Annotated in this window: 14 protein-coding genes; 4 read left to right on the top strand and 10 right to left on the bottom strand. The window is 70.4% G+C overall.

What is annotated here, in order from left to right; translation table 11 throughout:
- Nucleotides 1-524 precede the first annotated feature (524 nt).
- Genes EF387_RS07125 through EF387_RS46605 form a run of 4 tightly spaced genes read left to right on the top strand, consistent with a single transcriptional unit; the run spans nt 525 to nt 5285 of the window.
- Nucleotides 525-971, top strand: a complete 447-nt coding sequence (locus tag EF387_RS07125) for a GPW/gp25 family protein (protein WP_128375789.1) — start codon at nt 525-527, stop codon at nt 969-971.
- Nucleotides 971-2929, top strand: a complete 1959-nt coding sequence (locus EF387_RS07120) for a putative baseplate assembly protein (protein WP_128375643.1) — start codon at nt 971-973, stop codon at nt 2927-2929. Before EF387_RS07125 ends, EF387_RS07120 begins: the two co-directional genes overlap by 1 nt.
- Nucleotides 2926-3483: a phage tail protein gene (locus tag EF387_RS07115; protein ID WP_128375642.1), complete on the top strand. Its 558-nt coding sequence runs from the start codon at nt 2926-2928 to the stop codon at nt 3481-3483. Before EF387_RS07120 ends, EF387_RS07115 begins: the two co-directional genes overlap by 4 nt.
- A complete protein-coding gene (locus EF387_RS46605) occupies nt 3480-5285 on the top strand; it encodes an NADase-type glycan-binding domain-containing protein (RefSeq protein ID WP_155589743.1) in 1806 nt (601 codons plus the stop codon). The genes EF387_RS07115 and EF387_RS46605 overlap by 4 nt, the downstream gene beginning before the upstream one ends.
- A gap of 106 nt (nt 5286-5391) precedes the next feature.
- Here the strand turns inward: EF387_RS46605 and EF387_RS07100 are convergent, their stop codons facing one another.
- From EF387_RS07100 to EF387_RS07050, 10 genes are all read right to left on the bottom strand, one after another.
- Nucleotides 5392-7512: a PQQ-dependent sugar dehydrogenase gene (locus EF387_RS07100; protein ID WP_128375640.1), complete on the bottom strand. Its 2121-nt coding sequence runs from the start codon at nt 7510-7512 to the stop codon at nt 5392-5394.
- A gap of 205 nt (nt 7513-7717) precedes the next feature.
- Nucleotides 7718-8881: a sugar phosphate isomerase/epimerase family protein gene (locus EF387_RS07095; protein WP_128375639.1), complete on the bottom strand. Its 1164-nt coding sequence runs from the start codon at nt 8879-8881 to the stop codon at nt 7718-7720.
- A 1122-nt stretch (nt 8882-10003) separates the two neighbouring features.
- Nucleotides 10004-11011 carry a sugar phosphate isomerase/epimerase family protein gene (locus tag EF387_RS07090; RefSeq protein ID WP_128375638.1) on the bottom strand — a complete coding sequence of 336 codons (1008 nt, stop codon included), beginning with the start codon at nt 11009-11011 and terminating at the stop codon, nt 10004-10006.
- A 31-nt stretch (nt 11012-11042) separates the two neighbouring features.
- Nucleotides 11043-12257 carry a Gfo/Idh/MocA family protein gene (locus EF387_RS07085; RefSeq protein ID WP_128375637.1) on the bottom strand — a complete coding sequence of 405 codons (1215 nt, stop codon included), beginning with the start codon at nt 12255-12257 and terminating at the stop codon, nt 11043-11045.
- A 68-nt stretch (nt 12258-12325) separates the two neighbouring features.
- A complete protein-coding gene (locus EF387_RS07080; RefSeq protein WP_128375636.1) occupies nt 12326-13375 on the bottom strand; it encodes a substrate-binding domain-containing protein in 1050 nt (349 codons plus the stop codon).
- A gap of 101 nt (nt 13376-13476) precedes the next feature.
- Entirely contained in the window at nt 13477-14505 is a 1029-nt protein-coding gene (locus tag EF387_RS07075) for an ABC transporter permease (protein ID WP_128375635.1), read from the bottom strand.
- On the bottom strand, nt 14502-16025 hold the full coding sequence (locus tag EF387_RS07070) for a sugar ABC transporter ATP-binding protein (protein ID WP_128375634.1): 1524 nt from the start codon (nt 16023-16025) through the stop codon (nt 14502-14504). Before EF387_RS07070 ends, EF387_RS07075 begins: the two co-directional genes overlap by 4 nt.
- Nucleotides 16026-16470: 445 nt before the next feature.
- Nucleotides 16471-17652 (bottom strand): ROK family transcriptional regulator, encoded by a 1182-nt coding sequence (locus EF387_RS07065; protein ID WP_128375633.1) that lies wholly within the window; start codon nt 17650-17652, stop codon nt 16471-16473.
- A gap of 726 nt (nt 17653-18378) precedes the next feature.
- Nucleotides 18379-19275, bottom strand: a complete 897-nt coding sequence (locus EF387_RS07055; protein ID WP_128375632.1) for an RNA polymerase sigma-70 factor — start codon at nt 19273-19275, stop codon at nt 18379-18381.
- Nucleotides 19276-19425: 150 nt separating this feature from the next.
- Nucleotides 19426-20625 (bottom strand): NAD(P)/FAD-dependent oxidoreductase, encoded by a 1200-nt coding sequence (locus EF387_RS07050; RefSeq protein ID WP_238431389.1) that lies wholly within the window; start codon nt 20623-20625, stop codon nt 19426-19428.
- Nucleotides 20626-21019: the final 394 nt, after the last annotated feature.

Below are 21019 nucleotides of genomic sequence, written 5' to 3'. Positions count from 1 at the left end.
TCACCGGACCCGCGGAGCAGATCCGCAACGAGCGGACCCGCGAGAAGCAGATCCGTAACCAGCGGACCCGCGAGAAGCGGATCCGCAGCCGGCGGACCCGCGAGAAGCGGATCCGCAGCCGGCGGACCCGCGAGAAGCGGATCCGCAGCCGGCGGACCCGCGAGAAGCAGATCCGCAGCCGGCGGACCCGCGAGAAGCAGATCCGCAGCCGGCGGACCCGCGAGAAGCAGATCCGCAGCCGGCGGACCCGCGAGAAGCAGATCCGCAGCCGGCGGACCCGCGAGAAGCAGATCCGCAGCCGGCGGACCCGCGAGAAGCAGATCCGCAGCCGGCGGACCCGCGAGAAGCAGATCCGCAGCCGGCGGACCCGCGAGAAGCAGATCCGCAGCCGGCGGACCCGCGAGAAGCAGATCCGCAGCCGGCGGACCCGCGAGAAGCACAACCGCGAGAGACACCACCACGAGCAGCAGGACCGCAGGAAGCACAACCATGACGACGACGAGGAGAAGGCGGGTGGCCCACTGATGGCCGAGCAGTTCGTCGGATCCGGCTGGGCCTTCCCGCTGCGCATCGGCCCCACCGGCGGCATCGCCCTGGTCAGCGGGGAGCGCGAGATCGAGGAGGCCATCCGGCTCGTCCTGGCGACCGCCCCGGGCGAGCGGCCGATGCGCCCCGAGTTCGGCTGCGCCATCCACGACCTGGTGTTCGCGCCGGTCAACGAGGCCACCGCCGGCCGCATCCAGCACGAGGTCTACACGAGCCTCGACCGCTGGGAGCCGCGCATCGAGGTGAGCGATGTGGAGGTGACCGCCGGCCGCGAGACCGAACAGGGCGTGCTCTTCATCGACGTCCGCTACTCGATCCGCGGCACCAACAACCCGCGCAGCCTGGTCTTCCCGTTCTACGTCATCCCCTCCCACGAGGAGCCCGACGCCCCCGGCGCGGGCGACTCCCCTGAAAGCGACCGCTGATGGCCCTGCCCTCCCCGAACCTCGACGACCGCCGCTTCCAGCAGTTCGTCGACGACGCCAAGCGCTACATTCAGCAGCGCGCCCCGGAGTGGACCGACCACAACGTCTCCGACCCGGGCGTCACCCTGGTGGAGACGGTCGCCCACATGGCCGACCAGATCGTCTACCGGCTCAACCGGGTGCCGGAGAAGAACCACCTGGCGTTCCTGGATCTGGTCGGCATCACCCTCTTCCCGCCCTCCGCGGCCCGTACGGACGTCACGTTCTGGCTCTCCGCACCGCAGGAGGAGCCCGTCGTGCTGCCGGTGGGCACCGAGGTCGCCACCACGCGCACCGAGAGCGAGGAGGCCGCCGTCTTCGCCACCGAGCGCGAACTGACCGTGGTGCCGAGCGAGTTGCGGCACCTCGTGGTGCAGCTGAGCGGTGAGCCCGGCGTCGACCGGACCGCCGATCTCGTCGAGGGCAAGGACGTGATGTGCTTCGCCGAGGCCCCGCGGCCCGGCGACTGCCTGCTGCTCGGCCTGAGCGCCGCCGTGCCGCACTGCGCGGTCGGGATGGAGCTGGACAGCCGGGTCGACGGCGTCGGCGTGGACCCGCGGCAGCCGCCGCTGGTCTGGGAGGCGTGGACCGAGGACGGCTGGAGCGAGTGCGAGGTCGACCGGGACGGCACCGGCGGCCTGAACCGGCCGGGCGAGGTGGTCCTGCACGTGCCCGGCGGGCACACGCTGTCCCGCACCGGCGGGCAGGAGGCCGGCTGGCTGCGCTGCCGGGTCACCGAGCCGCTGCCCGGCCAGCCCTTCTACACGACCTCCCCGACCGTCCGTTCCGCGGAGGCGTTCACCCTCGGCGGCACCACCACGGCCGTGCACGCCGAGACCGTTTACGACGAGGCGCTCGGCGAGTCCACCGGTCTGCCCGGGCAGCGGCTGCGGCTGGCCCACGCGCCCGTGGTGGGCGACACCCCTCCGGTGCTGCTGCAGACCGCCGAGCACGACGGCTGGACCGACTGGGAGGTCGTCCCGTCGTTCGCCGCCTCCACCCCGTACGACCGGCACATCACCCTGGACGCCGCCACCGGTGAGATCGCCTTCGGCCCGGCGGTACGGGAGCCCGACGGCACCCTGCGCCAGTACGGGGCGGTGGCTCCCAAGGGCGCCGTCGTCCGCGCCCTGCGGTACCGGACCGGCGGTGGCCGGGCCGGGAACGTCGCCCGCGGCGCCGTCCAGGTTCTGCGCGCCTCCGTCCCGTACGTCTCCGAGGTCGTCAACCGGGAGGCCGCGCGCGGCGGGGTCGACGGCGAGACGGTGGAGGAGGCGAAGACGAGGGCGCCCATCACCCTGCGCGCCCAGGAGCGGGCGGTGACCCTGCGCGACTACGAGGAACTCGCCCGCCGCGCGGCGCCCGAGACGGCCCGCATCACCTGTCTGGAGGGCGACGAGGGCGAGCACGGGGCGTACGCGGTACGGGTGCTGGTGGTCCCCCAGGCCGTGCCCGACCCTGGCGGCAGACTGCGCTTCGAGCAACTGGTGCCCGGCGACGCGCTGCTCAGGCGCATCACCCGCTACCTGGACGAACGCCGCCTCATCGGTACCCGGTTGGCGGTGGGTCCGCCCTTCTACCAGGGCGTCACGGTGGTCGCCACGGTGCACGCGTTCCGCGGCATCGACACGGACCGGGTCCGCCGCCAGACGCACGACGCCCTCTACCGCCACCTCGACCCGCTGACCGGCGGCGCCGACGGCCGCGGCTGGCCCTTCGGCCGGCCCGTGCAGTCCGGCGAGGTCTTCGCCGTCCTCCAGCGCGTCCCCGGCGTGGAACTGGTCGACGAGGTCCAGCTCCACCCGGCCGACCCCCTGACCGGCAAACGCGGCGACGCGACCGACCGCATCGACCTCGAACCCCCGTCCCTGGTCTTCTCCTTCGACCATCGGGTGCGCGTGATCGGGGACCGGCCGTGAGGGGCTCGATCGACGGGCTCGGATCCTCCGCGCCCATCGGCATGATGCTGCCGGCCGTGTTCGCCGACGACGATCTGGCCCAGCGCTTCGTCGGCGGGCTCGACGAGGTGCTCGCGCCGATCCTGGCCGTCCTCGACTGCCTGGACTCCTACTTCACCCCGGCCCTGGCCCCGGTGGACTTCACCCGGTGGCTGGCCGGCTGGGTCGGCGCGGAGACCGACGGCACCGAGCCCGAGGCCCGGCTGCGTGCGGCAGTCGCCGCCGCCGCGTATCTGCACCGGGTACGGGGCACCCGCCGCGGTCTGTCCGAGGCGATACGCCTGGTCTTCGGCGTGACCCCGGAGATCACCGAGAGCGGCGGTGCCGCCTGGGACGCCCGGCCGCTGGGCCCGGTCCCCGGCGACCGTCGCCCGCGTCTGCACGTGACGCTGCGGCTGCCCGACCCGACCCGCGCGGACGAACACCGCCTCGACAGCCTCGTGGCGGCCGCCCGCCCCGCTCACATGCCCTACACGGTCCAGGTGACCGCCGCCGAAAGGACTCCCGAGAGATGACCAGCCAGAACTCCGGCACAGGACGGGAGCCGGCCCGCAGCTGCGCCGAATGCGGCACCCGGGCGGAGCCCGGCCAGTCCTTCTGCGACTCCTGCGGCGCGGTACTCGGCTGGTCCGACGGCCCGGACCGGTCCGACGCGGCCCGTACGGACCCGGCGCGCGCGGAGGCCGCCGCACCGGCGCGGGACTCAGCGACCGGGGATGCCGGGACCGGCGGCTCCGGCGACCGGCCCGGCTGGGACGCGTTCGCCCGCCCCCAGGCCGGAACGGGCACCGCCCGTACGGGCCACGACCCGGCCCTCGCCGGCACGGCCGGTCCGGGCGGCGGCCGACGGCGAGAGGACGAGCCCCGGTGGCCGGACGCCCGGACCGGCGGGCCGGACTTCGAAGGGACCGGCCCGTCCGCCGGTCGGGCCGGTGACCGAGAGGCGGCCGCCGGGTGGTCCGGCGCGCGGCACACGGACCCCGCACCCGGCTCCGGGCACGCCGGAGCAGGGCAGTCGCCCGCCGAATTCGGGGGCCCCGGCACGCCCCCGGCTCCCCGGCCGGCTCACGGCCACCCCACGACTGTGCCGGACTCCGCGGCCGCGGCGTCCACCGGTGCGGGGGCGGTCGGTGCGGGGGTGGCCGGTACAGGAAGGGCCGGTGCGGGAGCAGCCGGTGCCGGAGCGGCCGGATTGCGGGAGCGGGACACGCGCTCCCCCGCGACTCCGGCCTCTCACCCATCCTCGGGCTTCTCCGCCGGCGCCCAGGGCAACGCCCGCCCGGGCACCCAAACCGCCGACACCGGCGACACGGCCGAAACCGAGCCGGTGCCGACCACCGCGGGCCGGGGCCACCACCCGTCCACCAACTCAACGGGCTTCTCCGGCTCCTCCGGCTTCCCCGACTCCTCCGACTCCACCGCCGAACGGGCCAGGTCCCTCCTCATCCCGGTGAGCGATCCCGAACCCCGCGCGCCCGCGTCCCCCGCCGTCGCGCCCGTACTGCCCGGCCGTCCGGTCGCGAACCGCCCCCAAGTCCGCGCCCCGGGACCCGGGTCGGGCCCGGAGGGCGGCATCCCATGTCCGTGGTGCGCCACCCCCAACCTCCCCGACCGGCACTTCTGCGGCCGCTGCGCCATGCCGATGGCCGGCAACACGCGGACGGCCCCGGGCCGGCAGCCCTGGTGGCGCCGGATACCGGGCTTCGGCGTCGCGCAGACCCCGTGGGCCGGTGACCGCCCCCGGCTGCGCCGCGGCTTCGGGCACATCATGAACTGGGTCGTCGGCGCCCTCGTACTCGCCCTGATCGTCACCCTCGTCCTCAACATCGGCGCCTGGGTGGACGCGACCCGTGACCACTTCGCCAAGCGGGCCGCGGTGGGCCCGGACAGCGTCAAGGCGTCGCGCTCGTACCCAGGACACGGCGCGCCACTCGCCTTCGACAAGATCAGCAACACCTGGTGGGGGCCGGGTGTCTCGCAGTCCGGCGAGGGCGAGTGGCTGGAGGCACGCTTCGACCGGCCGACCCGGTTGCTGGACCTGGTCATCACCTCCGGTGTGTCGACCAAGGCGGACCAGCTCTCGAAGTCGGCTCTCCCGCACCGCATCGACGCGAGGATCACCACCGCGGACGGAAAGACGACCACCCGGACCATCACCCTGGACCAGAGCGCCGGTGGCCAGCGGCGGAAGTTCCGGGTCGGGGACGTCACCGCCGTGCGCTTCGTGCTGCGGTCGGCATACGCCACCGACGCCAAGAAGCAGGTGTCCATCGCGGAGATCGAGTTCTTCACCCGGTCGAACAGCAACAGCTCCTGACGGACGGGGACCTGGACCTTCCGACACTGCGTCGGGCCGCCGAGCATGAAGCGGCACAGGGCGCCCCTCCTGGAGGGGCGCCCTGTCTCGGTGTCGTCGGCGTCGGTCAGTCAGCCGGTGTCAGTGCGACCTCGGCGCTGCCCGAGAGGGACGGCAAGCCGTCCGGGGGCGAGTCCTGGTAGGTGGCGTTGAAGACCGCCTTCAGGTTGTCCGCACCGGCGTGACCGCCGTCCACGAACGTCTCGAACGATCCGGAGCAGCCGCTGCTGGAAGACAGCGGGTGGCCGTGCGAGTCGTGGCCGAGGATGAACGAGACGGTGACCTTCGAGCAGTCCACCGGCTGGTCGTCGGTGACGGTGACCTTCCAGGTGACCGTGTCACCCCACTTGAACTCCGTGCCGCCGTGCGGGGCCGGGTCGGTCGTGAGCGAGACGACCGGCGCCTTGTTGCCGACGACGACGGGAACGGACGCGGAGGCCGAGCGTCCGGTGCTGTCGGTGACCTTCAGCGTGGCGTCGTAGACGCCGTTCTTGGTGAACGTGTGCTTCGGGTTCGCCTCCCTGGAGTCCACGGTGCCGTCGGCGTCGAAGTCCCAGGCGTAGCGGAGGGCGTCACCGTCGGCGTCCTTCGTGCCGGCGCTGGAGAGTTGGACCGTCAGCGGGCTGGTGCCGTTGACCACGTCCGCGGCGACCTTGGGCTCCGGGGTGCGGTTGCCCCGAGTGAAGTCGATGCGGGAGAGCTGGGCCTCGGGCAGCTCCGCGAAGTACCCGGTGCCGTACTCGAGGACGTACAGCGCGCCGTCCGGGCCGAACTCGGCGTCGATCGGGCCGTCCGTCGTGATCGAGGGGATCGCGTCCTCGATCTTTTGCACCTCGTTCTTCTTGCCGAGGGTTATGGCCTTCATCTGGTCGCGGGTCCACTCGTAGAAGAGCGGCTTGCCGTCGAAGTACTGGGGCCAGCGGTTCTGGGCCTTGTTCCGCTTGTCGTAGCGGTACGCCGGGCCGCCCATGGGGCCGATGCCGCCCGTGCCCAGCTCGGGGAACGTCTCGGAGGCCTCGTAGCCGTAGACGATCTCCGCGTCCGTGACCGGGGGCAGCTCCTTCCGGCCGGTGTTGTGGCGCGAGTCGTTGACCGGCTTCGCGCAGTTGAACGCGCCGCTCGATTTCTGGGTGGCGAAGTCGTAGTCCTGGTACGGCATGTCCCGGGTCACGCAGAACGGCCAGCCGTAGTTGGCGGGGCGGTCGATGACCATCCAGCGGCCCTGGCCGGCGGGGCCGCGGTCGGGGTTGGCGGTTTCGGCGTCGGGTGAGTAGTCGCCGACGTAGACCTCGCCGGTCCTGTCGTCCACCCCGAAGCGGAACGGGTTGCGCAGACCCATGGCGTAGATCTCCGGGCGGGTCTTCGGGGTGCCCGGCGCGAAGAGGTTGCCGCCCGGTATGACGTAGCCGCCGTCGCGCCTGACCTTGATGCGCAGGACCTTTCCGCGCAGGTCGTTGGTGTTGCCCGCGGTGCGCCGCGCGTCGTAGGACGGGTTGCGGTCGGGTCGGTCGTCGAGCGGGGCGTAGCCGTCGGAGGAGAACGGATTGGAGTCGTCGCCGGTCGACAGGAACAGGTTGCCCTTGCCATCGAAGTCGATCTTGCCGCCGACGTGACAGCAGAGGCCGCGGTCGGCCGGCACGTCGAGGATCTTCTGCTCGGTGGCGTAGTCGAGCTTGTTGCCCACGAGTTTGAACCGCGACAGCCGGGTGACGCCCTTGTACTTGGCGAAGTCCTCGGCCTTGCCGGACTGCGGTGCGTCCCCCTCGTTGACGCCCGGGGTGGCCGGGTCGTCCATGGGGGTGTCGAGGCGGGGCGAGTAGTAGAGGTAGACCCAGTGGTTCTTGGCGAAGCCGGGGTCGACGGCGATGCCCTGCACGCCTTCTTCGTCGTGCTGGTAGAGCCCGGCGGGGCTCTTCTTCATGTCGGCGGCGAGGAAGTTCACACCGCTCTTGGGGTCGTGGATCCGGACCTCTCCCGTGCGCGCCGTGTGCAGCACCCGCCGGTCGGGCAGGACGGCGAGGGCCATGGGCTCGCCCGGGCGGTCGTTGAGGGTGACCTTCTGGAAGTCCGACGGGGCCGGCGGCACGGGGGCTGATGTCGCGGCTTGGACGGGGGAGAGAGGCAGGAGCCCGACGGCTCCGGCCAACGCAGCCGCCCCCACGAGAGTGACGATCCGTCTGTTGCGCACTCAGAACTCCTTTGGTCTGGCCGGCGGGTGAAAAGCCAGGCGGAATGCGTGAGTTGGACGCTAGGGCGCATACTTTCAACTCGTCAAGGACAAAGTTTCAATCTATTTAAGAAAAGTTTGCAGTGGTATTTCAGCTCTTTTCGGGCATGCCCGGGATGCTCGCCCCGCGCCAATACGCCGGGCGGGCATCCCGGATGATGGTCCGTCAGTGGCGGGCGCGCAGGGCCGCGAGGTTGTCGTAACCGACCCGGGCGAACTCCAGGGACTGGCCGGGAGCGCTCGTGCTCGGCGCGTTGTCCTGCTCGACCATCGGGTTGTGGTAGTTCTTCGCACCCACCCGGGTGAAGAACTTCCGGTAGTCGATGTCGCCCGTGCCGAACGGCACCATGTCGTAGCCCAGGCCGCTCTGGAGGTTGACGACGCCGTCCTTCGCATGGAAGAGCGGGAAGCGTTTGGTGTTGCGGACCACGAGTCCGGCCGGGTCGAAGACCCGCTCACGCTGCGAGCCGTCGTGGGCGGTGTACGTGTGGAACTTGTACTTGGCCACGTGCGCCCAGAAGACGTCCAGCTCCAGATAGACGCTCTTGCGGTCCGTCACCTTCAGGAAGTACTCCAGCTTCCGGATGCCGGAGCTGCGGGTCGGCCGGCCCTGGGCGTCGAGCGGGCCGCCGTCGAGCAGGAAGTCGTAGGCGCTGTCGTGGTTGTGTGTGTAGAGCTTGACGCCCTCCCTGCAGGCGATGGCGCCCAGGGTGTTCCACTTCTCCGCGGCCACGTCCCAGTCGGCCCGGTAGGGGGTGTTGGTGGGGTCGGCACCGGTACCCATGTGCTCCATGCCGAGGATGTTGGAGATCTCCAGGAAGCGCTTGAAGGTGTCCCGGTCGGACGGGGTCAGCGGCCAGGACGGCGGGATGAAGCCGTGGCTGCCCTGCGCCCGCAGGCCGTACTCGTCGAGCCAGGAGCGCAACAGCTTCGCGCCCTCGATGGTGCCCAGATCGGCGCCGCCGGGCGCGTTGGCGTGCTGGCCGTAACCGGCGAACTCCACCTGGCGGTAGCCGAAGCGCGACAGCTGCTTGAAGACCTCGCGGAATCCGGAGGGCAGGTCGGAGGCCAGCGGGTCCCGGCCGATCGCATCACGGACGGTGTAGAGGATGATGCCGCGCTTGTGCGGCGGGACCAGAGCGGAACGGCCCCGGTCACCGCCCGCGGCTTCCGCCCTGTCCTGCGCGAGGGCGGGCCCGGCGCCGAAGACCGGGGCGGCGATCGCCGCGGCGGAGGCGGCTGTACAGGTGCTGAGGAAGCGGCGGCGGCTGACGCCGAGTGTGCGGCGCAGGGCGTCGCCGGTGACGGCTTCGTCATTGAACGCGGTCACAGGGGTTCCCTCTTTCGTTGTCGCGGTGCGGGTGCCTGACGGCTGCCGCCTCAGCAGAGGCCGCCGAGCCGCAGGAGCAGGGATTCACTTCGGTGGCCGCTACGCGGCCGGATACTGCGCGGGGGGTGGAGAGCAGGGCGAGCGGCGGTGCGGGGGCGCTGCTCGGGCGGGAGGGCCTGCCAGGCACAGGTCTTTCCCTCGAGACGACGGGTGCGCGGCACCGCGCCTCCGACCAGCAGGGCCAGGTCCTCCTGTGCTGTTCACGGGCTGCCTCCCTGCCAGGTCGATGTTCCGATGCGGTTGGAGGACGGTGGGCGGGGGCTCGGGGCCTCCCGCCCACCGCCGGCATGAGGGCGGCTTCGGCCGCGGCCCGGGAGGGACGCTCCGTGGTCGGCGCGGTTGCGGCGTGCGAGTGGGCGGCAAGGGCCGCCGGTGAGAAAGGCGGGGCACCTGAGGGTTCTTGGCCCTGCGCCGTGCAGGGCCGCCCTCCGTAGGCCTGTCGAACGAGCAGTGCGCCGTGCGGCCTGAATACGCCGTCAGTCTCGAACCACTGTGTGGTGCCTGTGCACGAAGGGACCGTAGCCCCGTTCGTCCTTGACCGGAACCCCTTGCGCAACAAAACGGCAAACTTCTTCCTTGATCAGGACAAAGCCGTGTCCGGGCAGCCCGGACCAGCCCGGCGGCTCTACCGCCGGGCTGGTCCGCCCGGCGGCTCTACCGCCACCGGGCACCGATCCGGTCGGCTCCGAACAGGTCTGGGGAAGGCGACTACGGTTCGCCAGCACCCCAACTGGGCATGATCCGCGCCGGTTTGCGGCTCCGCCGCGATGGGGTCCCCCGCTCGAGCGAAGCCCTGAGTGCGGGAGCGACCTGCCTCGACGGCGCCGCTCACAACCGGCGGCATGTTGCGCCTCCTACAGCGGAGCGCCTGGTGCCGCGGCAGGCAACGTTTGCCCGTCAAGGAGCGGCGTCCGGGGCGGCCTTCTCGGCGTGCCGGCCGGAAGTCCTCGAACTGGACGTACTTGGGCTTTCGGCCGGTGCGGCGAGTGGGGGTCCCCCCTACTCGAAGAGCTTGGGGGAGTGCCGGGCGTCGCGACGGGGCGAACGTTGCCTGTCGGGGCACTAGTTGTCGCCGCCTCCGAAGGCAGCGTCGAAGGACGCCGCAGGCGGGTCGAAGTCGAACCGCTTCAGATGGGCGAGTGCTCGCGGCGCACCTTCGAGGCGGTCCATGCCGGCGTCCTCCCACTCCACGGAGATCGGCCCGTCGTAACCGATCGAACGCAGCATCCGGAAGACGTCCTCCCAGGGGACGTCACCGTGTCCGGCGGAGACGAAGTCCCAGCCGCGCCGCGGGTCACCCCAGGGCAGATGGGAGCCGAGCCGCCCGTTGCGCCCGTCCAGACGCCTGCGGGCCTCCTTGCAGTCGACGTGGTAGATCCGGTCCCGGAAGTCGTAGAGGAAGCCGACCGGGTCCAGGTCCTGCCAGACGAAGTGGCTGGGGTCGAAGTTGAGCCCGAACGCCGGCCGGTTGTCCACCGTCTCCAGGGCACGTTTGGTGGTCCAGTAGTCATAGGCGATCTCGCTCGGATGAACCTCGTGGGCGAAGCGGACGCCCTCGGCGTCGAACACGTCCAGGATCGGGTTCCAGCGCTCCGCGAAGTCCTCGTAGCCGCGCTCGATCATCCGCTCCGGTACCGGCGGGAACATCGCCACCAGATGCCAGATCGACGATCCGGTGAAACCGACGACCGTGTCGACACCGAAGGCGGCCGCGGCCCGCGCCGTGTCCTTGATCTCGGCCGCGGCACGCCGGCGTACGCCCTCCGGCTCCCCGTCGCCCCAGATGCGGGCGGGCAGGATGCCCTGGTGCCGTTCGTCGATGGGGTTGTCACAGACGGCCTGGCCGACGAGATGGTTGGAGATCGCCCAGCACTTCAGGCCGTACTTCTCCAGCAGGGCGTGCCGACCGGCCAGGTAGGACGGATCGGCCAGGGCCTTGTCGACCTCGAAGTGGTCGCCCCAGCAGGCGAGTTCGAGGCCGTCGTAGCCGAAGTCGGCGGCCAGGCGGCAGACCTCCTCCAACGGCAGATCGGCCCATTGACCGGTGAACAGGGTGAACGGGCGTGGCATGGTGCCTCCCAACGGGGTTGCTGCCGGATCTCTACCGGACTTCGGCCTCGCCGGCCTGGACAGGGGTGTAGACGGAGTTCTTCTCCGCGCTCTCCTCCACCGCGGCGAGCACCCGCTGTACCTGCAGACCGTCGGCGAACGACGGCATCGGGTCGGTGCCGGACGCGATGGCCTCGACCAGATCGCGGGCCTGATGGGCGAAGGTGTGCTCGTAGCCGAGCGCGTGGCCCGGCGGCCACCAGCCCTCCAGGTACGGGTGCTCGGCCTCGGTGACGACGATCCTGCGGAACCCCGCCGTGGCGGCGGGCTCCCGGTGGTCGTGGAAGGACAGCTCGTTGAGCCGTTCGAGGTCGAAGGCGAGCGAACCGAATTCGCCGTTCGCCTCCAGCCGCAGGGCGTTCTTGCGCCCTGACGCCATCCGGGTCGCCTCGAACGTGGCGAGCGCCCCCGAAGCGAGCCGGCCGGTGAAGGCGGCCGCGTCGTCGACCGTCACCGGGCCGCGCCGGGTGCCGCCGGAAGCGGTCAGACCGGAGGAGGCACCGTCGAGGCGGGGGCGTTCCTTGACGAAGGTCTCCATCTGGGCGGAGACGCCGACCAGCACCTCCCCCGTCAGATACTGCGCGAGGTCGATGATGTGCGCGCCGAGGTCGCCGAGCGCCCCCGACCCCGCGTGCTCCCGCTGTAGCCGCCACGTCAGCGGGAAGTCGGGGTCGACCAGCCAGTCCTGGAGGTAGCTGACCCGTACGTGGCGCAGCGTGCCGAGCCTGCCGTCGGCGATGAGCCGGCGGGCGTAGGCGAGTGCGGGCACACGCCGGTAGTTGAAGCCCACCATGGCCAACTGCCCGCGTGAGCGGGCCGCTTCGGCGGCCGCGACCATGGCCTCCGCCTCGGCGACCGAATTGGCCAGCGGCTTCTCGCACAGCACGTGCTTGCCCGCCTCCAGCGCCGCGATCGCGATCTCCGCATGGCTGTCGCCCGGTGTGCAGATGTCGACGAGCTGCACATCGTCGCGGGCCACGAGGGCGCGCCAGTCGGTCTCCGCCGCGGCCCAGCCATGCTTGTCGGCCGCCGCTCGCACGGCGTGCGCGTCGCGGCCGGCGATCGCGGCCAGGACCGGCCGCAGCGGCAGGTCGAACACGTGCCCAACGGTGCGCCATCCTTGTGAGTGCGCGGCGCCCATGAACGCGTAGCCGACCATGCCCACGCCGAGTGCCGGCGGTGCGGTCCGACTGTCCCTCTGTTCCATACGGATTCCTCCTCGTCGGAGTGTCACTGACTCGTCGCTGTGTTGGTGGGGCACACGGCCCGGGCCGGTCAGATGAAGCCGGTCGGCAGGTACTGGTCGACGTTGTCCTTGGTGACCACGGCCGAGTACAGGGTCAGCGAGGTCGGGATCTCGAACTCGGCGAGGCCGCCGACGCCCTTGCCCTGGCCGAGCGCCCGGGCGAGATCGATGGCGGAGGCGGCCATCGTCGGCGGGTACAGGACGGTCGCCTTGAGCACGCTGTTGCCGGCCTTGATGGCGTCCATCGCGGATTTGGCACCCGCGCCGCCGACCATCAGAAAGTCGTCGCGACCGGCCTGGTCGATGGCGCGCAGCGCGCCCACCCCCTGGTCGTCGTCGTGGTTCCACAGCGCGTCGAACTTCGACTGTGCCTGCAGCAGTTGGGCCATCTTGGCCTGGCCGGACTCGACCGTGAAGTCGGCCGCCTGGCGGGCCACCTTCTTGATGTTCGGGTAGTTCTTCAAGGCGTCGTCGAAGCCCTTGGTGCGCTGCTGGGTCAGTTCGAGGTTGTCGAGGCCGGCGAGTTCGACGACCTTGGCGTTCTTCTTGTCCTTGAGCTGTTCGCCGATGTAGGTGCCGGCGTTGAGACCCATGCCGTAGTTGTCGCCGCCGATCCAGCAGCGGTATGCCTGCGGTGAGTTGAAGATGCGGTCGAGGTTGACCACGGGGATGCCGGCGCGCATGGCCTTCAGGCCGACCTGGGTGAGGGCCTTGCCGTCGGCGGGAAGGACCACCAGGACGTCGACCTTCTTGTTGATGAGGGTCTCGATCTGGCCGATCTGCGCGGCGGTGTCGTTGGCGCCCTCGGTGATCTCCAGCGTGACGTCGGAGTACTCCTCCGCACGCGACTTGGCGTTGTCGTTGATGGCGTTGAGCCAGCCGTGGTCGGCCTGCGGGCCGGCGAAGCCGATGGTGACCTGCTTGCCCGGCTTGTCGTCCGCGACCGGAGCAGCGTTGTCCGCGGCCTGTGCCTTGTTCTTGGGCTCATTGCTGGTGCAGGCCGTCAGCAGCGCACCGGTGGAAACGGCTGCGGTGCCGAACAGCAGAGCCCTGCGGCTGGTGGAGGGGATTCTTGCCATGGCGGATCGACCCTTCGACTGGGCGGTGTGCGTCAGATGGAGGATGCGGGGGTGCCGGACGGCGGTGTCAGGGCCGCCGTCCGGCGGTGTGCGGCACGGCGTCAGGCGTCGCCGTGCAGCGAGCGGCGCTGGACCAGGACGGCGGCGACGATGATGGCGCCCTTCGCGATCTGCTGGACAGCGGTCTCGAGGTTGTTCAGGGCGAAGATGTTGGTGATCGTGGTGAAGATCAGAACACCGAGGACCGAGCCGATGACGGTGCCGCGTCCTCCGCTGAGGAGTGTGCCGCCGATGATCGCCGCGGCGATGGCGTCCAGCTCGTAGAGGTTGCCGTTGGTGTTCTGCCCCGAGCCGGCGAGCACGATCAGCATGAACGCGGCGATACCGCAGCACAGTCCGGACAGCAGGTACAGATACAGGCGCTGGCGGCGGACGTCGATGCCGGCGAGGCGTGCCGCTTCCGCGTTGCCGCCGACCGCGACGGTGCGGCGGCCGAAGGTGGTGCGGTTGAGCAGCAGCCAGCCGATGACGGTGACCGCGGCGAATATCAGGACGAGGGGCGGGATGCCGAGGATGTAGGCGTCCCTGGCACCGAGATCGAGCACTGATTCGACGGAGACGATCTGGGTGCTGCCGTCCGTGATCTGCAACGCCAGGCCCCGGGCGGAGGCGAGCATGGCCAGCGTCGCGATGAACGGCACCATCCTGCCGTAGGCGATCAGTAGACCGTTCACGAGACCACAGCCCACACCGACGATCACGGCTGTGAAGAGGATGCCCGCGAAGCCGAACTCCTGTGTGGCCACGGTCGTCGCCCACACCGAGGCGAGCGCCACGATCGCGCCGACCGACAGGTCGATCCCGCCGCTGGTGATGACGAACGTCATGCCGACGGTGACGACACCGATCACGGACGCCTGGGTGAGGACGAGCTGAAGATTGCTCGTCGCCAGGAACTCGTCCGGTGCGGTGATCCCACCGACCGCGACGAGGACGGCGAGGACTCCGAGCAAGGACAGACTGCGCACGTCCCACCGCAGACCGAGTCGGCGCGAACTCTCCTGGGTCCCCGCGGACTCGGCGGCGGACGTCGGCGCTTCCTGCTGCGCCGCAGTGGCCGGCTGCGTCATGGCGTCAGGCTCCCTTCCATCACAAGATCAAGTACACGGTGCTCGTCGAGCTCACGGGCATCCGCCGTGTGCACGACGCTGCCTTCACGGAGCACGAGCACCCGGTCGGCGAGACCCAGGACTTCGGGCACCTCACTGGACACGAGAAGTACGGCCAGGCCCTCGTCGGCCAGCCGGCGAATCACTGCGTAGAGCTCCGCCCGGGCGCCGATGTCGACACCCCTGGTCGGCTCGTCCAGCAGCAGCACCTTGCAACCTCGCAACAGCCAGCGTGCGAGCACCGCCTTCTGCTGGTTGCCGCCGGACAGGGTCCTGATCGCGGCGTCGGGATTGTCCGGCCGCAGGGACAGTTCACGAACCGCCTGGTGCGCCGCGGCTCGCTCGGCACGCCGGTCGAGCCAGCCCGCGCGGGCGAACCGGGACAGGGTGGAGACCGAGACGTTGCTGCTGACGGACTCCAGCATCAGCAGGCCCTGCGCCTTGCGTTCCTCGGGCGCGAGGCCGATGCCGGCGCGGACGGCGGCGCGGACACTGCCGGGGCGCAGGGGGGTGCCGTCGACGAGGACGCGGCCGCCGTCGGGCTTACGGGCCCCGTAGATGGTCTCCAGGATCTCGCTGCGCCCGGACCCGACGAGCCCGGCCAGACCGACGATCTCACCGGGCCGCAGCTCCAGATCGACGGGCGCGAACTCCCCTCGCCGGGTCAGCCCCTCGACCGTCAGCACCGGTTCCCTCCCCGCGGCGAACCCGGCCTCAGGGCGCTCGGGGAAGACGTACTCCACGTTCCGCCCGGTCATCAGGGCCACGACCTCATGGGTCGGCGTCGACTTGGCAGGCAGCCCGCCCGCGACCGACCGGCCCTCCTTCAGGACCGTGACCCGGTCGCCGATGCGTCGGATCTCCTCAAGGCGGTGGGAGATGTAGATGACGGCGACGCCGTCAGCCGTCAGATCGCCCACGATCCTGAAGAGGTTGTCCACCTCTTCGGGGTCGAGGGCCGCCGACGGCTCGTCCATCACGATCAACCGGACCTCGTGGGACAGCGCGCGGGCCATGGAGACGATCTGCTGCTGCGCTGCGGACAGGTCGCCGACGAGCCGCGTCGGATCGATCTCCGGGTGCCCCAGACGTTTCAGCAACTCCGCGGTCGCCGTACGGGCGGCGGAGCCGCGCACGACGAACCCGGCGGAGGTGGGTTCGTGCCCGAGGAAGACGTTCTCGGCGACGGACAGCCCCTCGATCAGATCGAGTTCCTGGTAGATGGTGGCGATGCCGAGACGCATGGCGGCGATCGGCGACCCCAAGGTCACGGGCTCGTCCCGCCAGGTGATCTCACCGCTGTCGGGCTGGTGAGCCCCGGCGAGCACTTTGATCAAAGTGGACTTGCCGGCCCCGTTCTGGCCGAGGAGGCAATGGACTTCCCCGGCCTGGACCTCGAGGTCCACACCGTCCAGGGCGCGGACACCCGGGAACGACTTGGTGATACCGGACATGGTGAGCAGGGGTGGTTGTGGTGCCATGAGGAATCCCCTCGGCGGGTGCGGGCCGTGAGCGGGCAGGGCTGTACAGGGTGGTTCGCATGCATGGGCGGCTCTGGGAAGCCCCTGGCGTCGGGTGCGCCGGGGCGTACGGGCTGAGCAGGGCAGGCCCAATGGCCCGGCAGCCAGGCAGGGGTGGGAGCCGGCCGCCGACGCGTCAAGCGGTGGTTACGGCGGTGCTTTGGGTGTTGCGACGGCTCTACTGGTGTTGCGTCGGCTCTACGGGTGTTGCGTCGGCTCTACGGGTGTTGCGTCGGCTCTACGGGTGTTGCGTCGGCTCTACGGGTGTTGCGAAGGCGCCATGGGGTTCTCGAGGCGCAGTGGTGTGTCGGTGACGCCGATGGTGTTGCAGTGACGCTTGGTTGGACTGACGCCACGCGGATTGTGGCGCGAGTGGTGGTTCGTTGCCGACGGGGTCGGGCAGCGGTCAGGCCGGTGAGAAGACGTGGTCGCTGATGAGCCGGGCCGCGCCGATGGCTCCGGCCGCCGGTCCCAACTCACCCAGCACGATCGGCAGGTTGTTCGTGGCCAGCGGCAACGACTGCCGGTACACCTGGGTCCGAACGCTGGCCAGCAACGTGTGCCCGAGCCCGGTCACACCGCCGCCGATCACCACCAGCCCCGGATTGAAGAAACTGACAAGCCCGGCGATGACCTGCCCCAGACGCTTCCCGCCCTCCCGAATCAGCTCCAGGGCTACCGCGTCCCCTGCTGCCGCGGCAGCCGACACATCCTCGGCCGTCAGACGTCCGGCTGTCTCCAGCCGGGCAGCAAGCTGAACCGACCGGCCCTCACGCGCGGCCTGCTCCGCGTCACCGGCCAACGCGGCACCGCTGAAGTGGGCCTCCAGGCAGCCCCGGTTGCCGCACACACAGGCGCGGCCTCCCGGTTCCACCTGGATATGGCCGATGTCGCCGGCGCTGCCGGTCGTTCCCCGGTAGACCTCGCCACCGACGACGATGCCGCAGCCGATGCCGGTGCCGATCTTGACGCAGAGGAAGTCTCGCACGGAGCGGGCGACGCCCGCGTGCTGCTCCCCCATCGCCATCAGGTTCACGTCGTTGTCGACCATGACGGGGCAGCCCAGTTCCTGGCTGAGTGCCTCCCGGACCGGGAAGCCGTCCCAGCCCGGCATGATCGGCGGCGCGACCGGCACGCCTTCGGGGAAGCGGACCGGCCCCGGGACGCCGATGCCGGCGCCGTCGAAGCCCTCCGCGACACCGGAGGCCTTCAGCTTGGCAGCCATCGACAGCACCTGCTCGAAGACCGCCACCGGGCCCTCCCGGACGTCCATCGGTTGATTCAGATGTCCCAGGACCTCCAGCTCCGCATTCGTCACGGCGACATCGATCGACGTGGCGCCGATGTCGACACCGAGGAAACGCAGCGTCGGCGCGAGCCGGATGTTGTGCGACCGCCGGCCGCCCCGGGAGGGGGCCAGCCCGTCCGCGACAACCAGCCCCGTCTCCAGCAGCCGGTCCACTTCGACGGCCAGCTTCGAACGGGACAGGTCCACCAGATCACCCAACTGGGCACGAGAGTTGGACCCGTTGTCACGCAGTAGACGAAGCAGCCGCGCCTGGTGCGCGTTCTCAGGTCGAGCAGTCATCCGTCTCACGATCCCTCCTCTCCCCTCACCCACGGCTGGGGACCCGGGCGCCTGTTTCCGACGACTGCGCCGTCAGGCTTTCGGAGAGGAACGTAACAACGATTTTCCAGACTGGGAAGTACTTACTCAGGATTTAGGTCTTCTTTTTCCACACACAGGACAAAGTCTGGACGGGTGAGGATGGATGACCTCCGGGAGCCGTACGACAGGACGGCCGCCAGGCTGACCAAGCCAGGAAGCGCGCCACCGCACGCCTGCGGGTGCCGAAAAGCCCATCCATGGTCTGTGACCTGCAGATTGACGCGAAGGTCCAGTGATCGCCGGAAAGGTCCAGTGATCGCGGGATGAGCGGGTCAGGTTGGTGGATCGTGCTGTTGCGACTGCCCTACCTGGCCGCGCTCCTTCATCGGCTCCCCAAGCCGCTAGGGGGTGTTTCGAAAGTCCCGCACAGCACCCACGGCGCCCGGCACGCACTCTCGCCGCACCGGCCGAAAGCCCAAGTACGTCCAGTACGAGGGCTTTCGTCCGGCACGCCGAGAGCACGCACCGGACACCGCGGGCACCGCGCAGGACTTTCCAAACACCCCCTACAGTAGTGCCGCGGCAGGCAACGTTTGCCCGTCAAGGAGCGACGTCCGGGGCGTCCTCTACACCGCCATACTGCGGCGCACTCCGCAAACCGCCTCCCACCAGGGCGGATGAGGTTTTCGGCAGGCACTGGGACGGTCAGCGGGAGGTGAGGGGGGTCTCGGCCTCAACGCGGGTGAGCTTCTCGGGGTTGCGGACGTAGTAGAGGCCGGTGACGCGGGCGTTCTCAACCCGGAAGGCCAACACGCCGTCGATCACGCCATCCACGCGCAGGATGAGTCCGGGGTTGCCGTTGACCGTCGTGGGCTCACTGGTGAAGGTGCCGCCGGCCTTGTCGACACTGCCGGCCATGTAACGGAGCACCTTGTCGGCGCCGACGACCGGCCGCAGAGCCGCCAGCTTGAGGCCGCCGCCGTCGCTGACGAAAACAACGTCCGGGGCGAGTACGTGGAGCAGGCCATGCAAGTCCCCGGTCTCGAGCGCGCGTTGGAACGAATTCAGCGTTGCCCGGATCTCTTCCGGGGAGACGGGTGTGCGCGGCCGGCGGGCGTCGACGTGCCGACGGGCGCGGTGGGCGATCTGGCGTGCGGCGGCGGGGCTTTTGCCGATCGCGGCCGCGATGTCGTCGTAGCCGATGTCGAAGACCTCGCGCAGCACGAAGACGGCGCGTTCGGTCGGTGAGAGGGTTTCGAGGATGAACATGAGTGCCAGCGACAGGTTCTCGGACAGTTCGACGTCCTCGGCCACGTCCGGCGCGGTGAGCAGGGGCTCGGGCAGCCAGGGACCGACGTAGGCCTCCTTGCTCCGTTTCAGGGCGCGTAGCCGGTTGAGTGCTTGCCGGGTCGTGACCCGCACCAGATAGGCGCGCTGGTCCCGCACCTGCGCCAGGTCGACCTCGGCCCACCGCAGCCAGGCCTCCTGGAGGACGTCCTCGGCGTCCGCCGCGGATCCGAGCATCTCGTAGGCCACGGTGAACAGCAGGTCACGGTGGGCGACGAAGGCCTCGGTCGCGGGGTCGGTGACGTGGTCGTTCATGTCGTGCGCTTCACTCTCTCGCGGTCGGCCCCACAAGCCGGACGCAGGCCGTGGAACATGCAGCCGTTCTAAAGACGGGACTTGGGCCGGACCGGTCGGTCCGGCCTTGGGCCGGACCGACCGGTCCGGTCCAAGGTGGCGACTTGGCGGCTAGGCCGCGCCTCGAGTGTCGGACGGCTTCGTGCGGTGTTCCGGCTGAGGCGTTTCCAGGCGGTCGGTGTGGTCGCCGTGGGATGCGCGGGAACTCGCCTTGCGTGCCCCGGACACCAACTTGTTGAGCGTGAACCGACAGGCGATCTCCTTGACGACGGCACCGGGCCGCCCGCTGATGCGGAGCGCGTTCACCTTGTCGTTCGGGTAGGAGAACTGGGTGACGCCCTCGTTTCGGCCGAGGCTGAGGCACTGCCCGGCGAAGAACATTCGCACGGGAGCGGCTTTCTTCCCCGCGATCCGGCGCAGGATCGTGTCGGCGGCCGCGGGGCCCAACTGCACGGCGGCCTGGCAGCTCATCCGGAACGGGTGGTCCGGCATCACCCCCGCGTCCCCAGCGGCGACGATGCGCTCGTCGTCCACACTGGTCAGCGTCGTATCGGTGACCAGGCGGCCTTCGGCGTTGGTGCGCAGCCCGCTGCGGGCGGCCAGGTCCGGAACGCGGAATCCCGCGGTCCAGATCGTCACCGCGCTGGGCAGCTCGCGGCCGTCGTCGAGCCGTACGGCGTCGCGTGTCACTTCCGTCACCTGCGCACGGGGACCTTCGAGGACGGTCACACCCAGCTTGGCGAGCCGACGGGCCACCGGGCGGCGGACCCGGGCATGCAGGGAGGGGCCGAGCACGTTGCCGCAGACCAGGGTGACCTTGCGGCCCGCTTCCGCCAACTCGGCGGCGGTCTCCAGGCCGGTCGGGCCGGCCCCGACCACGGTCACCGGAGCCGATGCGGGCGTCGCGGCCAGCGCCGACCGCAGTCGTTCCGCCCCCTCGAGGTCCGACACCCAATGAGCGAACTCCACCGCTCCGGGTACGCCGGGATCGGCGGCGCCGCTGCCCACCGCGTAGACGAGGTAGTCGTAGGAGACCGTGCCACCGCCCGCCAGCGACACCTGGCGCTCGGCAGTGTCGATCCGGGTCGCGGTGTCGACCACCAGCCGTACGTTCCCGCCCATGACCTTCCCGAAGCCCTCGACGGCGTCATCGGAGCCGGTCACGAGCTGGTGCAGGCGGATTCGCTCGACGAAGTCGGGGCGCGGATTGACCACGGTCACCGAAACGCCGTCGCGCCGAGCCAGACTGTTGGCCGCCGTCACGCCCCCGTACCCGCCGCCGATCACAACAACCTCGACGTTCCCGTTCATCATGTCTCCTCGTTCCAATGGACTCAGCATTGAGACACCGGCCGCACATCCGGTGTGACAGCTCGCGGATGAGACGTGGCGCACATCGGAGGGGAAGAGACTGCGTTCCGCCGAGTCGACTCTGTTCTCGTACGGCTGCGGCCAACGGACATGCGGCGCCAGGACGACGCTGAAGCGCGGAAGGGGCTGGGATGCCGGCCCGTCCTTGAGCATGCCCTGGCGTCCCCGGCAGTTCGCCGCCTAGGCCCAATGCCGTTGTTTTAGCTCGCGGGCGTACGCTGCTGTGCAGTGGTCCCGGGGGTGGTTCGGGTGTCTGCAAGTGTCGGTGAGCTATCGGGGTTAGGGCTGCTGACCTGGGTGTATCCGCCGGGTTTGGTGGATCGTGTGGTGGCCG

It is taken from the genome of Streptomyces cavernae (assembly GCF_004023625.1).
GTDB classification, from domain to species: domain Bacteria; phylum Actinomycetota; class Actinomycetes; order Streptomycetales; family Streptomycetaceae; genus Streptomyces; species Streptomyces cavernae.
This window is presented reverse-complemented; position numbering and strand designations above follow the sequence as displayed.

Coding starts and splice junctions, on each gene's coding strand:
- EF387_RS07125 (WP_128375789.1), top strand. CDS start 525: ATGGCCGAGCAGTTCGTCGGATCCGGCTGGGCCTTCCCGCTGCGCATC.
- EF387_RS07120 (WP_128375643.1), top strand. CDS start 971: ATGGCCCTGCCCTCCCCGAACCTCGACGACCGCCGCTTCCAGCAGTTC.
- EF387_RS46605 (WP_155589743.1), top strand. CDS start 3,480: ATGACCAGCCAGAACTCCGGCACAGGACGGGAGCCGGCCCGCAGCTGC.
- EF387_RS07090 (WP_128375638.1), bottom strand. CDS start 11,011: ATGCCACGCCCGTTCACCCTGTTCACCGGTCAATGGGCCGATCTGCCG.
- EF387_RS07085 (WP_128375637.1), bottom strand. CDS start 12,257: ATGGAACAGAGGGACAGTCGGACCGCACCGCCGGCACTCGGCGTGGGC.
- EF387_RS07080 (WP_128375636.1), bottom strand. CDS start 13,375: ATGGCAAGAATCCCCTCCACCAGCCGCAGGGCTCTGCTGTTCGGCACC.
- EF387_RS07075 (WP_128375635.1), bottom strand. CDS start 14,505: ATGACGCAGCCGGCCACTGCGGCGCAGCAGGAAGCGCCGACGTCCGCC.
- EF387_RS07070 (WP_128375634.1), bottom strand. CDS start 16,025: ATGGCACCACAACCACCCCTGCTCACCATGTCCGGTATCACCAAGTCG.
- EF387_RS07065 (WP_128375633.1), bottom strand. CDS start 17,652: ATGACTGCTCGACCTGAGAACGCGCACCAGGCGCGGCTGCTTCGTCTA.
- EF387_RS07055 (WP_128375632.1), bottom strand. CDS start 19,275: ATGAACGACCACGTCACCGACCCCGCGACCGAGGCCTTCGTCGCCCAC.
- EF387_RS07050 (WP_238431389.1), bottom strand. CDS start 20,625: ATGAACGGGAACGTCGAGGTTGTTGTGATCGGCGGCGGGTACGGGGGC.